Below are 18,083 nucleotides of genomic sequence, written 5' to 3'. Positions count from 1 at the left end.
TGATGAGGATTTGTTTCAGGAGCTTTCTATTACTTTGCTGAACTGTATTATGAAATTCAGAATATGATTACTGAATAGAAAATGACTAATACAGTAGCAGAAAGGAAAGGCAGTACAATAAGTTAAATACAGCTTTACAATATTGAAATTGTAAAATGAGAGACCGGAAAACCTAAAAATGTAGGCTTTCCGATCTGCCTTCATGTTTTCTATTTATAATAAGACGACAAAAGAGGGTTTAAAATGCTATTATTGATGAATGTATTTGAGAATCCAATCGATATCATCAAAGTATGGAATTGCTGTCAGGAAGTTCCAGCATGATGACAGCAGTTAACGTACCGTCTGTCTCATTTCGGTAATTAAGGCTGCTTTTTCCACGGAAGCGAAGCCCGATTCGTTCATTGACATTGCGTATCCCGAAGCCATTTGACACACGTAAATCTGTTTCTTCATAATTAATATGACGATTTAGTTTGTCTGCTTCGCAGCCCAAACCATTATCATGAACTTCAATTATAGCGGATTCTTTTGTATAGTAGGCATATATCCGGATACATAAGCTTTCTCCCGGGAACGGCTGAGCATGGCGGACGGAGTTCTCAACCAAAGGCTGTAGCGTGAACTTGGGAATAAGAATATCCTTTTCACCAAGCTGTGTTTCCAAAAGAAAATTTTTATTGTACCGTAGTTTATACACAGATAAGAACTCCTGAATATTTTCAATTTCCTTGGAAATGGGAACCATACTGTCAGCATTGGTAATGCTATAGCGCATCATCTCTACAATAGAGGAAACAATGTTGGCAATATCGTCACAGTGTCTGGTCAAAGCCATCCAATTTACCATATCCAAAGCATTGTATATAAAGTGTGGATTAATCTGGGCCTGCAGGGCACGAAGCTGGGAACCCTTTTCACGTTCGTTTTGGATAAGAATATTGTCAATAAGTTTGCTGAAGCTGTTTTCCAGAATGAGTAGCTCTTTATCGTCAGATACATGGAGCTTTTTCCTGTCAAAGTCTTTGATATCACGGATATTTTCTACGGCGGTGGAGAATTGAATAATCGGTCGGCTTAGACGGCTGACAATAGAGCATATAACTAAAAGGAAAAATAGGCTGACAGCAGCAAAAATCAAACTGTAGGTAGAAAGTATAGGATGAATGGCATCCTGAATATCGTTGTCAGGGGTAAGGAACAGAAACTGAATTCCGTAATCTGCCTTGCAATAATTTACCCGGTAATCATCCTGCCTTTCCTGCAAGGTAAACTCCTTGATTTTCCCTTTCTCCGAGGCTACCCAGGCTTTGTCATATATATCATATTCAATAGGAGAATTACTGCAATAAAGAATTTTGCCATCATCATTCAGCATGGCGTATCCACTGTTTTTGGTGACAGGAACGCTGGATAATATCTTTTCCAGTTGTTTATCAGCTACACTTACGACAATTACTCCGGTACCGTTTTCGTTATGCGGACCGATATAATAGTTGTTCGTGATTTTTCTGGCTATGCAAATTTCATTCGTTGACTTGTTTAGAAAAACAAAAATCCCATTCTTTATCGTTTGTTGATACCATTCATCATCTTTTATTTCCGAATTGGAAAGTACGAAATTGGATGCAATATAAGGGCTGCTTTCCAGTGTATAGCCCTCTAAGGATTGGGCAATAGGAATTAAATCAGACAGAAACAGTGTGGTTTTATAATAAGAGCTGTCAATAATCTGATGAGCAGCGTAACGGGAAAAACGGGTTTGTATGGCTTGCCTTGTGCGAAGTATATCCATGGGGTCTTTACTGTCCAGGCTGAGGTATTCCCCAAATGTTTCATCGCTGACGATCTGAACTGCGGTATCGTAGATGGATTCCAAAAAGTTATCAGCCATTCTTTTGTTTAACTCAACATTTGTCCGCTGGTTTCTCATAGTTTCTTCAACCATGGCATGATAAAAGTAGGAATACATAATACTATGGGAAACAAATAGAATCATTAACATAGAAACGGCGGTTATCAGAAAAAATTTCTTTTTAATTTCCATTCTGTATCCCTCCCTGTACGATGAGGTTTCTGTATTCTGTAGGGATGATTCCTGTGTGTTTTTTAAATATTTTTGCAAAATATTTTGCATTGCTATAGCCGGATAGCTGAGAAACTTCAGAAATGGAATAACGCATATCGGCAAGGAGCTGCCGGGCCTTTTCCATTCTTAGCTCCATAACATATGTACTCAGGTTGGTTCCTGTCGTCTGTTTGAATACAGTGCTCAGGTAAGAAAGTGACACATGCATTGCATAGGAAAGTGCCGACAGATTAAATTCGGGGTCGGTATAATGATTTTCTATATACTGAAGTGCAAATGAAGCAATAGTATCGGTAAAATTATTTTTCTGCTGCGATACATTGATTAGAAGATCATAGTATTTAGTAATAATATAATTTAGTTTTTCCTGAGGCCTTTCTATGTCCAGAAAATTTTCCATGGTTTCATTTTTTGAATAGATAATAGCCTGGGGATCCAGATTTAACTCTGCCAGATAAAGATAAAGGTAATTGAGGAGCTGGATACCTACAGGATTACAGTCCTCGCTGTTCATGAGTTCGGAAAACAGCCGGGATTGGAAAAAATCGTCCAGAGTATTTTGATCTCCACATTTCAGCGCATTCAGCAACTTCTTTTTCAGAGAATCATCCCAAACGGTCAAATACGACTTATGGCGTAAATTAAGCTGTTTTTCTTTTTCATCAAGAAGCTTATTGAGCTGTTCCAGCTTTTTTCTTGTGATGGGTTTAAGAATATAATCGGCTACGCCATACTGTATGGCCTGTCTTGCAAATTCGAATTCCCCATAGGCGGTGAGAAGAATAAGCTGGATATGTGGGTGCCGGTCGTGAATAATTCCCGCCAGTTCTATGCCGCTCATACCACCCATCTTAATATCGGATATAATAACATCCGGATAAGTGTTTTCCAACAGCTTAAGCGTTTCTTCTCCGGATGATGCGGTTCCTACCAGTTTCCCCTGGAAACGCTCCCAATCCAACAAAGAAATCAATCCTTCAATTGCAAATTTTTCATCATCTACTAAAAGAATACGCAGCATTTTAAAATTCCCCCTGTTACGATTACATCTGATGTTATTAATTGGGTTTCATTATAAAACCAATAACACTTCGTGGCAATTCCCTTGATAAAAGTAATAAAAATAGTTCACCTGACGTTAAAAAAGTTGCCTTGTGAAGCTCATACCGGTTATGTAAAATCATATCATAACGAAATAGCAGACAGAAGCTACACCATATCAGGGAGGACGACATATGAAAATAATGAACAAAAGCAGACGACTTCTACTATTTAAGAAAAGTCTGCCTCTTACCATCATGGCGCTGCCTGGAATCATACTGATGATTCTGTTTAAATATCTTCCTCTATCAGGGATTGTCCTGGCATTCAAACAGTACAATATCCGTGATGGAATTTTTGGAAGTGCCTGGAATGGACTTAAAAATTTTGAGTATTTGTTTCGAACAAAGGACGCGTGGATTATAACGAGAAATACATTGGCTTATAATCTGGTTTTTATTATTCTGGATTTGGTTCTGGCAGTTACAGTAGCCATTGTGTTGAATGAACTGCATCAGAAAAAAGCTGCTAAGGTTTATCAGACAATATTTATGGCTCCTTATTTTCTTTCCTGGGTTGTAGTTTCCTTTATCGCGTATTCATTTCTCAGCGTGGATAACGGCTTTATCAACAGGGCGTTTGGTCTGGATGTTACATGGTATTCCAAACCTTCGGTATGGCCCTATATTATGGTTATTTTTCAAATTTGGAAAACGTTAGGGTATTCCACAGTTATGTATCTGGGAAGTATAGTAGGCATTCCTAATGATTACTATGAGGCGGCTTTAATGGATGGGGCTACAAAATGGCAGCAGATTAAATACATTACGCTGCCTTCCCTGAAAAGTATGATGATTGTTCTGACAATCCTGGCTATTGGGAAAATTTTTTATGCGGATTTCGGTTTATTCTATCAGCTTCCAAGAAATTCAGGGCCGCTTTTTCCGGTGACAAATGTTATTGACACCTATGTATATAGAGCTCTAAAGGAAAACGGAAACGTGGGGATGTCTGCCGCGGCCAGCTTATATCAGTCACTTGTCGGGTTTGTATTAGTGTTGAGCTCCAATTTTATTGTCCGTAGAATTGACAAGGACAGCGCGCTTTTTTAAGGAGGGTTTCATGTCGAAAATAATTTATAATAATCGTAAAGAAAAAAAAATTAATGCTATCAGTATAAGGGCTAATACAGTTCTTCTGGTTATTTTAACGTTGTTTGCCGCTTTGTGTATACTTCCGCTGCTTCTTGTAATTATAGTTTCGTTCAGCAGTGAGCAGAGTATATTCCTGAAAGGTTATTCCTTTTTTCCTGCGGAATTGAGTTTGGACGCATATCAGTTTTTCCTTAAACTGGGAGATCAGATTATCCGTTCCTATGGAATTACCATATTTGTTACGGTATTCGGAACACTTTTCAGTCTTGCGGTAACTACAATGCTGTCTTATGTGCTATCAAGACCGGATTATCCTTATGGACGGATACTTACACTGATGCTGTTGTTTACGATGTTGTTTAATGGAGGAATGGTTCCCAGCTATATGGTTAATACACAGCTTCTGGGGCTGAGGGACAGTGTATGGGCGTTGATTTTTCCCATGTCACTGAATGCATTTTATGTTATCGTGCTGAGGACCTTCTTCAGAGGGATTCCCCTTGAAATTATTGAAGCGGCGCATATTGACGGGGCAGGAGAATTTCGTACATTTTTGCAGGTAGTCCTTCCGTTGTCCAAGCCAGGTGTAGCGACAATTGGGCTGTTTACTGTAATTGCTTATTGGAATGACTGGTTTTTGGGGATGCTTTATATCTTCGAAACAGAAAAATATCCAATTCAGACACTCCTGCAAAGCATGCAGAACAGTCTGGAGGCACTTAGCCAATCATCAGTTAATGCACTGGAATATGCACAGATGGCTCAAAATGCTCCGACAGACAGCGGACGTATGGCATTAACTGTGCTGGTGGTTCTTCCGGTAATGTTAGCCTATCCATTTTTCCAGAAATATTTTGTAAAAGGGTTGACTGTAGGGGGCGTAAAGGGATGATGAAAACCGATATGGAAACATTTGTTTATAAGATGCGCAGAGCCGTGTTTTATAATAGAACTGTAAGTAAAACAAATCATTGGAGGGAAAGAGTATGAAGATGAAAAAATTGTTGGGGACAGGCCTGGCCTTAATCCTTACAACAGCCATGCTGGCTGGCTGTGGGGGAAATTCCGCACAGACAACTGGGGACGCAGGTGTGGAAGAGACTGCGGGCACATCTGCAGCAACAGTAGAAACAGCAACGGATGATGAGATTGTCACTTTAAAGTGGTATATGGCGCTTAATCCGATAGCGGCGGACACAGATAAGGTAATTGCAAAGCTGAATGAGTACACAAGAGAAAAAATTGGAGTGGAAATTGATTACACTGTTATTGCAAAACCGGATTATAAGGAGAAAATGTCAACGCTGATTAATTCAGGTGAATATTTTGATATTTGTTTTACCTCCTTTGCCAGCCTTAATTATGCGCAGTTTGCAGGGAGAGGTGCCTTTCTTGACATCGCACAGATGCTTCCGCAATATGCGAAGGAAACTTATGATTTTGTTCCTCAGGAATTATGGAAGGCAGTAACTATTAATGGAAAAACCTATGGAATTCCTACATATAAAGAAATGGGATGGCAGACAGGTTTCTTTGTGAACTCGGATATGGCTGATGAGTACGGAATAGACCTGAATACGGTAAAAACACTTGAAGATTACACTGCCGTGCTCCAGACTGTTAAGGAGAAATCAGAAGCGGCAGGTAAAAATGTAATTGGTATCTGTGGAATGAACTTCTGCCATGCAGTTCCTTATGAGAGTCTTGGGGGTTCGGAAAAAATGGCTGGTGCATCTCCTGTTTCAGCCTATGGGAATTTCGAGGGAGAAGAAGAGGTGTTTAATCAGTATGCGAGTCAGGAATATATGGATTATTGCAGTTTGATGCGAGAATGGTACAATAATGGCTATCTTCCGGAGGATCCTGTGAACTATGATACCGATTCTGCAAACAGAGATAATGATTTTACCAACGGAAAGCTGTTCTCGTATTTTATCTCTTATGCGCCTGGTGCGGCGGAAAGTACCGCTGCCAAAACCGGCCATGGCGTAACCTTTGTGCCGTTAATGGCTCCTCTTCTTGAAACCAGAAGCGCACAGGGAGGCTTATTAGCCATTTCTTCTGCTTCGAAGCATCCGGAAAAGGCATTGGAATTCCTGAATCTGGTTAATACAGATGAATACGTGGGAACACTGCTTCGTCATGGAATTGAAGGAGAGCATCATACTGCAGTTGGAGATACACAGGTTGACAGGACAATGGGCGGCAAAATAGCGCCTGGGGATAATGGATATGACTATACCTTCGGATGGGAATTTGGAACAACCTTTAACCAAAAGTGGGACATTTCCTATCCTGAGAATATAGAGGAAATGTTTTTGGAATATAATGAAACATCAATCGCGGCTCCTCATCTTGGATTTGTGTTGGATACGGCGCCGGTAGAAGCTGAGATTGCCGCATTGACGAGTACTGTAGAAGAGTATGGTAAAGCTCTGGAAAAGGGTATGGTCGATCCGGAAGAAAATATTCCGAAATTTGTTCAGGCATTAGAGGATAATGGGGTAGAGGTACTTTTGGAGGAAATCCGCAGACAGCTTGGTGAGTGGCAGGCCTCTGGACAGTAAGAATTAAAGCAGCAGGAGAGGAAATGGAAATGGATATAGACAGGCAGAAAAAGTTCGAGCAGAAAATAAAGGAAGGGACACATGATTACAGTACGGAAAAGGATTATGTGTATCCGGAGGATCCTATAGTAAAGGAGAATCTGGAATGGTTTCAAGATCAGAAGCTGGGCTTCATGATTCATTGGGGGCCGTACTCGCAGCTTGACGTAGGCTGCTCATGGCCGCTTTCGGATTCAGATGCTATCTGGTGCCGTGATAAAAGATTGGATTGGGATATCAGCGGGGAAGAATTTAAAAAGCAGTATTTCGACCTGAATAAAACATTTAATCCCATCAGGTTCGATCCGCAGAAATGGGCGGAGGAAATTCAGGCTACCGGGGCAAAATATCTGATTTTTACCACAAAACATCATGATGGATTCTGCATGTGGGATACGAAATATTCCGATTATAAGATTACTGCACCGGATTGTCCGTATCATACAAACCACTATGCGGATGTTTGCGCAAACCTGTTTGAAGCCTGTCGTAAAAAAGGGATTGCTATTGCCGCATATTTTTCAAAAGCGGACTGGCATATCGACAGCTATTGGAGTAAGGATGGAGAACGGGGAAATTATATGGACAGAGGACCTTCCTATAATCCGGAAGAGCATCCTGAAAGATGGGAGGAATTTGTTCAGTTTACTCACAATCAAATCAGGGAACTGGCGCAGAATTACGGAAGAATTGAGGTGTTCTGGTTTGACGGAGGCTGGGTATGTGAGAGGGAAGGCGAAAATATCAGGCTTGGTGAAGTAATTGATGAAATAAGGAAATTCCAGCCAGGTATGCTCTGCGTAGACCGGACAGTGGGAGGACCTTATGAAAATTATGTGACGCCGGAGCAGAAGGTTCCGGAGAAACCTTTGCTTGTGCCCTGGGAGAGTAATCTGACATTAGGAACCTCCTTCTCTTATCGCTTTGACGACAACTATAAATCTACCAGAGAGGTATTGAATCTGCTGATTGACATTGTGGCAAAGGGAGGAAATCTGGCAATTAACGTAGGCCCCCGTCCAAATGGGGTATTGCCGGAAACGGCTATGGAACAGCTGAAAGGTATGGGAAGATGGCTGAATCAGTTTGGAGATGCAATCTACGGAACAAGGGTATGTGCGCCATATAAAAAAGACGGTATTGCATTTACAAGAAAAAAAGATATGATTTATGCTATTGAAACATTTGATTCCGATGATGCTGCAGTAAATGAGGAAATATGGATTCCCTATGAGGGAAGTGTAAGCCGTATTTTATATATGGAGAATGGGAAGGAACTTCCTTTTGAAAAGAAAGAGGGAGGATATGTTGTAAAATTGCCGGAGTACTGTGGGGAAAAAGCGCCATTAGGAAGGGTATTCTGTCTGAAGTAAAAGCAAATATTTTCTGTTATGCCGGAGATTTATGCGAAGCATGAATCTCCGGATTTTAAAAGGAGAACTGATATAGTGATGATAGATAAAGAAAGACTGGGAAATTATCCTGCTATTACCCCAAAGGAATTGGAGGAGGCGGCAGCACAGGCAGTAAGGCAAACAAGGGCAGCTTTAGTTGAATTCGGTGAGGCATTTAAAGGGATATACAGTGAACATAATTTTTACAGTAAAGCGGATAATTGTCAGTGGACGAATGGATTCTGGACAGGGGAACTATGGCTTGCCTATGAACTCACAGGAGAAGAAGATTTTCGCAGAACAGCATTGAAACATACGGAAAGCTTTCGGATCCGACTGGAACAGGAGATAGAAACAGATACTCATGATTTGGGATTCCTGTATACACCCTCTTGTGTAGCGGCATATAAGCTGACAGGAGATGTGAAATCCAGAGAGACTGCATTGCTGGCGGCACGTAAGCTGGCATCACGATTCCATGAAAAAGGACAGTTTATTCAGGCTTGGGGAAGTATGGAGGAACGTGAAAATTATCGCTTGATTATTGACTGTCTGTTGAATCTTCCTTTGCTGTTTTGGGCATCAGAAGAAACGGGAGATCCTATGTATGCCAATATAGCAAAGGCCCATTTGGATTCTGCGCTGAAGGTGGTAGTCAGATCGGATTTTTCTACCTATCATACGTATTACTTTGATCCAGATACGGGCCAGCCGCTAAAGGGCGTGACTCACCAGGGATATAGTGCGGAGTCGGTATGGGCCAGGGGCCAGGCCTGGGGAGTATATGGGATTGCACTGGGATATCGGTATACAGGAAAAAAAGAATATCTTCCTTTGTTTGAGTCTGTAGCAAATTATTTTTTAGAACATCTGCCCGATAATTTGATTCCATATTGGGATTTTACGTTTTCCGAAGGAAGTTTGGAACCCAGGGATTCTTCAGCCGCAGCAATAGCTGCCTGTGGCTTTTTGGAAATGGCGGATTTGCTGGATAGTGAAAAGGCAATGAACTATAGAAAGAAAGCCATGTGTCTCATGAAAGCACTACATGATGTATGTGCGGTCAAAGAACCATCTATTTCTAATGGACAGCTTCTCCATGGAGTATATGGAAGAAAGACTCCCTATAATGATTGTATTGATCATGGGATTGATGAATGTAATTTATGGGGGGATTACTATTATATGGAGGCATTGGTTCGCTTGTCTAAAAAGTGGAGGCCGTATTGGTGAAGCATATGGAAAATAGTATGAGTGACAGCAGATTTACTTTAGGAAATGCTTTTCGAATCAATAACCAGGAGATTTCCCATTATCCCATTACCTTGGTTATTCATGATCAAAATTATCTTTGTTGGACGGCTTCCGGAGAAAAATGTTTTAAAAATTTTGCGCCTTATGCCTGGTTAGGTTATTCTCCATGGTTCACCACTCAAACGAACTGCTCTGATCTGCCTTTCCATTACCCTGTCAATATTCAGATAATTGATCTCCTTTTAGCTCAGGGAGAGTATGGGATTATTATCTATGCTTTTTCTGAAACCACAATAAAAAAGCCGGGTACAGCGGATTTATGTAAATATGTAAAGAAAAGATGTGGCAATGCGCAGCAAATACTTCTTAAACTTTCAGATATGGACGATAGTAGTATAAAAGATAAATTTGCAGGTGAAATTGGCATAAATCTGATGGAATATAAATCTATAGAAGTTGCGGTTACAATGTTCGAACAGATGAAGGAAAATATTTTACATATGAAAAAAACTGTTTATTCAGACAGATTAAATCGAGAACAGGCAGAGTGGACAAATTTTTCCTTTACAGCGCCGCTTCAGGAGTGTGGACATCGTATTCTTCTTGTGGGTGATTCTATTAGTGTAGGTTATGGGAAATTTGTACAGGACTTACTTCCTGACTGTTATGTGGACAGACTGAATACCAGTGAGGGCACGCATCACCCTAATTTATGTAGAATGCTTCAGATTGCTTTAACACAGTACCCTTATAAAGTACTCCATATCAACAATGGAATTCATCTTCATGGAATTTCCGTGGAGGAATATTCGTGTAATCTTCTTTTTATTTTCCAGTGGATTCACATGATATCGCCGCTTACAAAGATTATTTTTGCCACTACAACTTCTGTCAGCAGAAAGAAAAAAGTGACGGATGCCTATCAAAGTAAAAATTTCCAGTTAGGCGGCAAGGATCCATTAGATAATGGGAGCCGGGAAATGCAGACAGAATATTATTACAGCCCGGAGGATTCTGCATTATATATTGAATTAAACAAAGCGGCAATTAATATATGCAGTATTTGTAATATCCCGGTTAACGATTTGTTTTCCCTGTGTGTATCGGAGAACTTATTGAAAGCGGATCCGGTTCATTTCAGAGAAAGCGGTTATCGGAGACTTGCGGAGGCAGTGGCAGAGGCGGTGAGCTTCTGTTTGAAATGAGTAGTAGAGGGGGGAATGAGAATGGGCGAAAAAATAAGAAAGGGTGTGTATATTGAAAAAGGTCCTGAAGATTTTGAAATCGTTCAGCAGGATAGTGACGGCTGTGCGGAACTGACATGGTCTGGATTCTGGGTGATGGGGGAGGATTACGACAGCATTGATGTATATGCCAGAGTGCTTTTAGAGAACTCTGGAGAAGAAGTGATTGCCTACACCTGTTGTGAACGCCTGGCAGATAAATGGTCTGTAACCATGAGGATACCGGCCGGAGGCTTATATAAGCTGGAGACAGGGTTGTGTGTAAATGACAATCCTGTAAAAAGCTGGAATATTATGGGAGATATGAGACATTTTTTTGGTGTCGGAGATGTATTTGTACTTGCAGGACAGTCAAACAGTGCCGGCTTTGGATTGGGTGTTGTACAGGATGAGCCAGTACTCGGGGTGCATGCATTAAAGCTCAATGACAGATGGCAGATAGCCAGTCATCCATTAGGAGATGGTACTGACGCAAAACATATAGAAAGTCTCAGTGTTTGTAACCTTGGACATTCCCCGTATATTCATTTTGGAAAAATCCTGTATCAACATCTGAATTACCCAATTGGTCTGATACCAACATCACGTGGGGGCGCTTCCCTTGGTGCCTGGAATCCTGCTGAGGATGGTGATTTGTACCGAAATATGCTGGATATCACACAGAATTTAACAAATGGCTATAAGGCAGTAGTGTGGTACCAGGGGTGTACAGAGGGACAGAGAAAAGATGCATGGAGATATGGAGAACGTTTTCAGAATATGGTGGAATGCTGGAGAAAAGACAGTGGATATCCTGAGCTTCCGTTTTTTACCACTCAGCTTAACAGATATTTAAGAGAAGCGGATACAGAGACAGATCAAAGCTGGGGCATGGTGCAGGAAGCTCAGCGGCTGGCACCTTACAGTATTCCCTACTGTTTTATCCTTCCTTCTTCCGATATACCGATGTCGGATACGATACATAATAGTTCAATGGGCTGTATGATGCTTGGAGAACGGCTGGCCTATCAGGTTTTGTATCATTTATATCAGTTAGGAAAAACATTTACCAGCACTGATTTAACAAAAGTAGAGCAAATGGCAGAGGACAGTATTAATCTGGAATTTGGCGGGTCAATGGATTCATTAGAAACTTTTGATGTTCCAGCAAGTGAACTCGATATTATTGTCAGGGATTGTAAAGGCTGTGTAGAATTGTGTGATTATAAGGTTAGGGGAGGTTCCATAGTTTTGTATCTTAAACGGGAAATATCAGGTTCATGTACCATAAGCTGCGGCAGCCGGAAAAAAACGTCTGGTATGATACCGGTAGATAGAAGAACCTATATGCCTGTCTTATCCTTCTATGAGGTACCGGTTATGCCAAAAAAAGGAGAATGCATATGAAACCGCATGTAATTATTATTATGGCAGATCAGTTAAGGGCGGATGTTCTGGGAAAAGGTTTTACGCCAAATATTGATTCAATTGCAGAGGATGGAATAAAGTTCAACCATGCATATTGTTCCTGTCCTTTGTGTGTTCCGGCAAGAGGTTCTTTTTTTACGGGAACATATCCTAATCATAATGGTTCCCTGATTAATCCGTGGGAACCTAAAGATGCGGAATATGGTTATGTAAAAAATGGAATCAGTAATCTATACGAAATTATGGAAAGTGATTGGGACAGCATCCATAGTGGAAAACAACATTTGTATACGGAAGGCGGAAAACTGGAAGATAGGATAGTTTCTCCTACGAAATGGTTTTCCACTGAAAAAAGCTATAAAGAATATTTAAAAGAGAACGGGGTAGCCATGCCAGGAGGACCTAAATTCAGAAACAGGGTACCGGAGATGGTAAATGGAACTGCAACAAAGGTGAGCAGCTATTCAAATCCGGAGACAGGTCTCTATAAAGAAGGAGAAGAATTTTACTTTGATTCATATTTTGCAAAACGGGCTCTGGATGGTTTGAAAACAAGAAATCGTGAAAAGCCGCTTCTGCTCAATGCCATGTTCCTTGCGCCTCATCCACCGTTACATATTCCTGAACCATGGTATAATTTTGTTAAAAATGAAAATTTTGAGCTTCCAGACAATGTGGGGGTTTATTATCCTAAACAGTCACCTCTGCAGATGTATAATCTGACAGGAGTGATTGGCGCAAGATACAGCAGAAATGACTGGAGGGAGTCCTGGAGAGTATATTTAGGCTTGGTTTCCATGCTGGACAGTTATGTAGGGCAGCTTTTAGATGAAGTGAAAAAACAGGGAATTTATGATGAAAGTCTTATTCTTTTTACAAGTGACCATGGTGAAATGCTCGGTTCACATGGCTTGTTTCAGAAAATGTGCATGTATGAGGAGGCTGCGAAAGTTCCCCTCTTTCTGAAGTTCCCGAAAGGATTCATACCAGTACAAAAAGAGATTAATCAGGTGGTCAGTCATGTTGATGTGCTTCCTACATTATGTGATTATCTGAAAATTAAACCATCGAACAAAATGGATGGAGAATCATGGTTGCCTTTGCTGAGCGGAAAAGTAACGGATGATGGAGAGGGGACTGCATTTCTTCAATATGATGGAAATGGCTCAAGATCAAATTTTCAGAGATGCATTGTAAGAGGACGTAAAAAGCTGATAATTGATTTTTTCAAAGATGAGACATTTTTTGAACTATATGATTTGGAAAGGGATGAACAGGAAAAGGATAATTTGATGTTCAGACCGGAATATGACCTGACTGCAAGGGAACTGGCCTCTTCGTTGGCAGCACATATGGTAGCAACAGGAGATCTGCTGTCGATGCCGCCGTTCCATCCGGGAAAATTCAGGGATCTGTATAAAGACTTCTCAGCATTATAAAAGGAGGCAGATTATGCTGAAGGAATTATGTGAATCCCTATTATCGGAATGGTGTGATGCGCTGATTGAATTACAGTTAAAAGATACTGGGAAAAAAGAACTGGACGGGGCAATTTGGTGCCCGGCATGCAAAAGAATTCATGGAAGATGCTTTGAAGCGATGTACCCTTTCCTCTGTATCGCTCATAATTCTCCATACGAGAAACAAAAAAAACTGCTCGATGCTGCAAATCGTCTGTTTATGTGGGCGGAGCTGAATATCTCCCAGCCAGATGGCTCTTTTATTAACGATACAGATTCTGATTGGAAAGGAACTACGGTATTTAATGTGATTCAATTGGCAGACTGCCTTTTGCATCATAGGGAAATACTGCCAATTGAAGTGGCAGAGGCATGGAGCAGGAGACTCCGCAGGGCAGCAGATTTTCTCAGTGGATTTAATGAACTGATGGATAATAATATTAATTATCCGGTAGCCAATGGGTTGGCGCTGTTAGAGTGCGGACTGGTCCTAAAGGAGCAGCGCTATATCAGAAAAGCACGGGAATGGATGAAATATTCTCAGGCTGCATTTACAGAAAATGGATTAATTTTTGGTGAAGGAGTTCCGCGATACCAGAAAAGTCCAGAGGGATGCGTTCCGGTAGATATTGGTTACAATGTGGAAGAAACATTGCCGTCTATGGCACTGTTTGGCTGGTTGGATAAAGATGCACAAATTATGCAGATGGCGGAACAGGGCTTTATGAGTCATTTAGACTTTATGCTGGAGGATGGTGCATGGGATAACAGTTTTGGAACCAGAAATTTTAAATGGACCTATTGGGGGAGCAGAACTACTGACGGCTGTGCCCTTGGTTATTTACTTTACGCGGATGAACATCCCGAGTTTGTGGAAGCGGCGGGAAAAAACCTGGAACTTTTAAAACAGTGTACCTTTCAGGGACTGCTCGCCGGCGGCCCTCATTATGAAGCGGCAGGTCAGAAGTGTTGTATTCACCATACTTTTACCCATAGTAAGACTGTGGCAGGAATTCTGGATTGGAAGCTTTTTGAAACTCATGAAAAAAAAGCGGGAATCCGAAAAAAGAACGTATTGCAGACAAAGCAAAAACGTATGGACATCTCTTACTACAAAGAATTGAATACATGGTTGATTACAAGAAAAAAAATGAGAGCCACAGTTACTGCTTATGATTGGGAGTATCTTTCTGGAGGCCATGTCAGTGGTGGAACGTTATCTCTTCTTTTTCATGGAAACGCAGGTATTCTTATTTGTGCGGGTATGGGAGAATATTCACAAAAGGAACCGGCAAATATGCAGGTCCCGCGGGAAGTCATGCATGAATGCCTTGCCCCTCGGATTGAGTACAGGAAAGAAGGGATCTTATACAGCAGTATTTATGAATCCCGGAGTGTGGTTGGGCTGCAGGAAAAATGGATTGTTGTAAAAGGAAGAATGAAGGATATTGGTCATACCTGCGCACAACGAGAGAGGCTGGAATATGAATTACGGTATTTAATCAGGGAGGATGGGCTGGATTTGGAAGCATATTTTTCACAGGGGCGGCTGATTTGTCCCTTGGTTAGCAGAATGGATGAAGAAATAAGCTTTCAATCATTTCATACAAAGGAAAGTGAAATCGATCATGGTAATATTTTGTTTATCCATAAAAAAGATTGTATCTTGAAAGTTGAAACTGATTCTCACATGGAACTGCCTTACGGGACCAGCCGTATTTTTAATCTGGTTCCGGGACTGCAGGCAATACGAATAGAAGGAAAGCCCCAAAAAGGACGGTTTTGTTTACATCTGGATATCCTGTAAGAAATGTATATGTAGATTAAGTAAAAGGAGAATATAATGCAGATCCCCTCTAACCAGTCTCTTGTGACTGACTATGATGTTTTTTCAGCTTTTGATTTATCCCTGCCGGAGCTTGGTACTATCCGGAGCGCATTAGAATCAGAAAATATCGCTTTGGCAAAGCAGGAACTTATACATTATTTTGAAACCAGAAAGAATACAGTCTATTATTATGACTGCAGGAAGCTTCCACTGATGTCTATAGATACGGATAGTACACCTTATGTATTTCAGGCGGCTTTAGGGCTTAAGGGTAGCTTGAAGGACTTCTGTTTGTATGCAGGCAGGAAGCTTATGAAACATATCTATGTCCGCCCTGGTGGAGAATTGGAATTATTTCTGGGAGACAGTTATGAATATATGCCGCATTTTAGCTTTTATGAAGATCAGGGAAAGAAAAGCAGAAGCATTCTGGACATTTTTGTCAGAGGACAGATTTTTGAATATTTGTCAATTCTTTATCATGAAACGGGCGATTGTAAAGTTTTGGAGGAATTCCGCTGCCTGTATCAGGCTTTTTTCCGGACATATCCGCTGATTGTTGAAGCAGACTGTATATCAGAAGGCCGTTTTTCAATGGTGGAAGAAAGAGATATAATGAGTGCCGGGTTCCTGGCCATTTCAATGCTTAGTCTTTTATATACGCGGATTCCTTATGAGATTCCATCCGGAGAAGCTTTTGATATCATAAAAAATCTATGGTATCTTGGTATTCAATTCCGTAGATTTGATGATTCTCCTTATCAGGATTATAATCATCATCTGTGGGAAAAAGGCCTTGTTCCGTATATCCTTAGTATCATGCTGCCGGAAATTCCCGATTTTTTAAAGATGCGGGAGCGTAGTATATCCATTATTAACCGTCATATAAAGCAGGATTTTAATTCGCACGGAGGATATAATGAACATTCCATTTCATACTGGGGCGGAGCAGCGCTGGGGGAAATGCTTTGCCGCGGTATCAGTCTGGCTCAAAGGAACAAGCAGCAACTGCTTGATTCAGAAAGCAGCAAGCGGATAAACTGTACTTTTAGCGCGTTGGCGGCTATTGCACCTCCGGGGAAAACTTATCCTTCTGTAGGAGACGGTGGGGAGCTTTTAGTTAATCCTATACTTGAAAATGGAATATATTCTGTTGAAAACGATGACTGCAGACAAGTTTTGGCTGTTCGAAATGAAGCAGCAGGAGATGGAAGCTGCAATGTACCCTTGGACTATTGTGACGATTCCTGTGGATTTGCTTGTTCCCGAAATTCATTTTCTCCTGCTGGAAACTATTTTCTTATGTCTGTCAAAAACTGCTGTGGTTCTTCCGGACACAATCATATGGATATGCTGTCATTGAACCTTTCCTTTCATGGGGAGGATTTTATAGGTGAACCTTATGCTCATTCCATTTATCATACAGTACGTATGGGAACGGACACAAGGGGATATCTTTATAATATGGGGTCGCACAATACAGTTTTGGCATATGGACGGCCTGTTGTGCCGGATGTAACCTTTTCTGACAAATGGGGGGTTTATCGCCCTGATTCTCCGGTAGATATCTTTCTTACTGCAGAAAAAGGTGTTTATCTGGAGGCTCATCATGATGCCTACTGTTTCTGTCGTCATAAAAGAAAATTGATTTTTCACAGGAATAAAGGAATATTATTAGAGGATGAGATCATGCGGGGTAACCGTATGCCGGAAGCCCATATACAGCGTTGGCATTTTATGCCGGATGTTTCATGTGTCCAGATTGATGCCAACAGTATTATACTGCAGAAGGGTGCAGTAAAGGTTATGTGTATCTGGTCAGGTTTGCCGCAGTTCCGATTCTGGAAGAATAGTTCACTTTATCCGGAGAACATCAAGAGTGAGGCAGGGCTGGGGATGATTCTTGATGTTTCTTTCAGTGGCTATGGCCAGATAAATGGTGATTTGGCATCCGTTTCTCAGGATATGATGATGGTGGATGCTACAGAACATGTTCCAAATGAAGATATCTGTAAAGATCTGCTCATGCGTCTTTCTTTTCCGGAGACAGAAAAAGAACTTGTACAGATTTTGGGACAGTTTGAAGAGTTATAAATGTTAGGGTAATCAGTCGAAACAATTGTTTTAGACTGATAAAGGCATAAAGTTACTTTTTTTGTTAAAAAATAACTTTTATTTACACATACTCTGCTTTGAATATATAAGTGAAATTAATATGGGAAATATATATTGGAATTTAGAACCAATATATATTTCCCGTATTATTTATTTCAAAAAGATAGAAGATTGTTTGTATTTCTGCCATGGACCTCCTTTTTTGTTGCAAAAGAACAAAAAAGGAGGTTCATATGAGAAAACAAAAAACACAGTCACTGCAGAACAGATTTTCAGCTTACGTGGTAGCAGCTGTTGCCAACCGCAGAACCAGATATCTGGAAAATAAAAATGGAATGAACGAAAGGGGGTATACTGCCGTGATAATACTTGAGCGGACGTATCTGATTTTTCGGATGATTTCAACAAATATGTTATGGCTCAGATATTGCAGGAAGCAGGAATTGATTTTTAACCGTGTCTTTGAAGAGTTGGGAAAAAGACATGGTATC

General features: G+C 40.8%; 13 protein-coding genes. 11 read left to right on the top strand and 2 right to left on the bottom strand.

What is annotated here, in order from left to right:
* Positions 1-286 precede the first annotated feature (286 nt).
* Positions 287-2,047 carry a cache domain-containing sensor histidine kinase gene (locus tag HMPREF1548_RS07215; RefSeq protein WP_021635258.1) on the bottom strand — a complete coding sequence of 587 codons (1,761 nt, stop codon included), beginning with the start codon at positions 2,045-2,047 and terminating at the stop codon, positions 287-289.
* Complete coding sequence (locus tag HMPREF1548_RS07210; RefSeq protein ID WP_021635257.1) at positions 2,037-3,110, bottom strand: response regulator transcription factor; 1,074 nt, start codon at positions 3,108-3,110, stop codon at positions 2,037-2,039. Before HMPREF1548_RS07210 ends, HMPREF1548_RS07215 begins: the two co-directional genes overlap by 11 nt.
* A gap of 214 nt (positions 3,111-3,324) precedes the next feature.
* Between HMPREF1548_RS07210 and HMPREF1548_RS07205 the strand changes: the two genes are divergently transcribed.
* From HMPREF1548_RS07205 to HMPREF1548_RS07155, 11 genes are all read left to right on the top strand, one after another.
* Positions 3,325-4,242, top strand: a complete 918-nt coding sequence (locus tag HMPREF1548_RS07205; RefSeq protein WP_021635256.1) for an ABC transporter permease — start codon at positions 3,325-3,327, stop codon at positions 4,240-4,242.
* Between the two features lie 10 nt (positions 4,243-4,252).
* On the top strand, positions 4,253-5,176 hold the full coding sequence (locus HMPREF1548_RS07200; protein WP_021635255.1) for a carbohydrate ABC transporter permease: 924 nt from the start codon (positions 4,253-4,255) through the stop codon (positions 5,174-5,176).
* Positions 5,177-5,270: 94 nt separating this feature from the next.
* Positions 5,271-6,851 carry an extracellular solute-binding protein gene (locus HMPREF1548_RS07195; RefSeq protein WP_021635254.1) on the top strand — a complete coding sequence of 527 codons (1,581 nt, stop codon included), beginning with the start codon at positions 5,271-5,273 and terminating at the stop codon, positions 6,849-6,851.
* Positions 6,852-6,874: 23 nt separating this feature from the next.
* Positions 6,875-8,263 (top strand): alpha-L-fucosidase, encoded by a 1,389-nt coding sequence (locus HMPREF1548_RS07190; protein ID WP_035321491.1) that lies wholly within the window; start codon positions 6,875-6,877, stop codon positions 8,261-8,263.
* A 78-nt stretch (positions 8,264-8,341) separates the two neighbouring features.
* Positions 8,342-9,517, top strand: coding sequence for a glycoside hydrolase family 88 protein (locus tag HMPREF1548_RS07185; RefSeq protein ID WP_035321493.1), 1,176 nt, complete (start codon positions 8,342-8,344; stop codon positions 9,515-9,517).
* Between the two features lie 17 nt (positions 9,518-9,534).
* Positions 9,535-10,743, top strand: coding sequence for an SGNH/GDSL hydrolase family protein (locus HMPREF1548_RS07180; RefSeq protein WP_157065644.1), 1,209 nt, complete (start codon positions 9,535-9,537; stop codon positions 10,741-10,743).
* 45 nt (positions 10,744-10,788) lie between these two features.
* Positions 10,789-12,168: a sialate O-acetylesterase gene (locus HMPREF1548_RS07175; RefSeq protein ID WP_198168619.1), complete on the top strand. Its 1,380-nt coding sequence runs from the start codon at positions 10,789-10,791 to the stop codon at positions 12,166-12,168.
* Positions 12,165-13,628, top strand: coding sequence for a sulfatase family protein (locus HMPREF1548_RS07170; protein WP_021635249.1), 1,464 nt, complete (start codon positions 12,165-12,167; stop codon positions 13,626-13,628). Before HMPREF1548_RS07175 ends, HMPREF1548_RS07170 begins: the two co-directional genes overlap by 4 nt.
* Positions 13,629-13,641: 13 nt before the next feature.
* Positions 13,642-15,456 (top strand): ulvan lysase-like protein, encoded by a 1,815-nt coding sequence (locus HMPREF1548_RS07165; protein ID WP_021635248.1) that lies wholly within the window; start codon positions 13,642-13,644, stop codon positions 15,454-15,456.
* A gap of 615 nt (positions 15,457-16,071) precedes the next feature.
* A complete protein-coding gene (locus HMPREF1548_RS07160) occupies positions 16,072-17,571 on the top strand; it encodes a heparinase II/III domain-containing protein (RefSeq protein ID WP_270495986.1) in 1,500 nt (499 codons plus the stop codon).
* Positions 17,572-17,825: 254 nt separating this feature from the next.
* Positions 17,826-18,083 (top strand): hypothetical protein (locus HMPREF1548_RS07155; protein WP_035321486.1); only part of this gene is annotated, 258 nt, incomplete at its 3' end.

It is taken from the genome of Clostridium sp. KLE 1755, assembly GCF_000466465.2.
In the GTDB taxonomy this organism is placed as follows: Bacteria; Bacillota; Clostridia; order Lachnospirales; family Lachnospiraceae; genus Eisenbergiella; species Eisenbergiella porci.
Note: the sequence above shows the minus strand (reverse complement) of the source record. Positions and strands in the feature narration are given on the sequence as shown.

Bases quoted from the DNA above. Each gene is read 5' to 3' on its own strand.
- HMPREF1548_RS07215 (WP_021635258.1), bottom strand. From the start codon at position 2,047: ATGGAAATTAAAAAGAAATTTTTTCTGATAACCGCCGTTTCTATGTTA.
- HMPREF1548_RS07210 (WP_021635257.1), bottom strand. From the start codon at position 3,110: ATGCTGCGTATTCTTTTAGTAGATGATGAAAAATTTGCAATTGAAGGA.
- HMPREF1548_RS07205 (WP_021635256.1), top strand. From the start codon at position 3,325: ATGAAAATAATGAACAAAAGCAGACGACTTCTACTATTTAAGAAAAGT.
- HMPREF1548_RS07200 (WP_021635255.1), top strand. From the start codon at position 4,253: ATGTCGAAAATAATTTATAATAATCGTAAAGAAAAAAAAATTAATGCT.
- HMPREF1548_RS07195 (WP_021635254.1), top strand. From the start codon at position 5,271: ATGAAGATGAAAAAATTGTTGGGGACAGGCCTGGCCTTAATCCTTACA.
- HMPREF1548_RS07190 (WP_035321491.1), top strand. From the start codon at position 6,875: ATGGAAATGGATATAGACAGGCAGAAAAAGTTCGAGCAGAAAATAAAG.
- HMPREF1548_RS07185 (WP_035321493.1), top strand. From the start codon at position 8,342: ATGATAGATAAAGAAAGACTGGGAAATTATCCTGCTATTACCCCAAAG.
- HMPREF1548_RS07180 (WP_157065644.1), top strand. From the start codon at position 9,535: ATGAGTGACAGCAGATTTACTTTAGGAAATGCTTTTCGAATCAATAAC.
- HMPREF1548_RS07170 (WP_021635249.1), top strand. From the start codon at position 12,165: ATGAAACCGCATGTAATTATTATTATGGCAGATCAGTTAAGGGCGGAT.
- HMPREF1548_RS07165 (WP_021635248.1), top strand. From the start codon at position 13,642: ATGCTGAAGGAATTATGTGAATCCCTATTATCGGAATGGTGTGATGCG.
- HMPREF1548_RS07160 (WP_270495986.1), top strand. From the start codon at position 16,072: ATGGTGGAAGAAAGAGATATAATGAGTGCCGGGTTCCTGGCCATTTCA.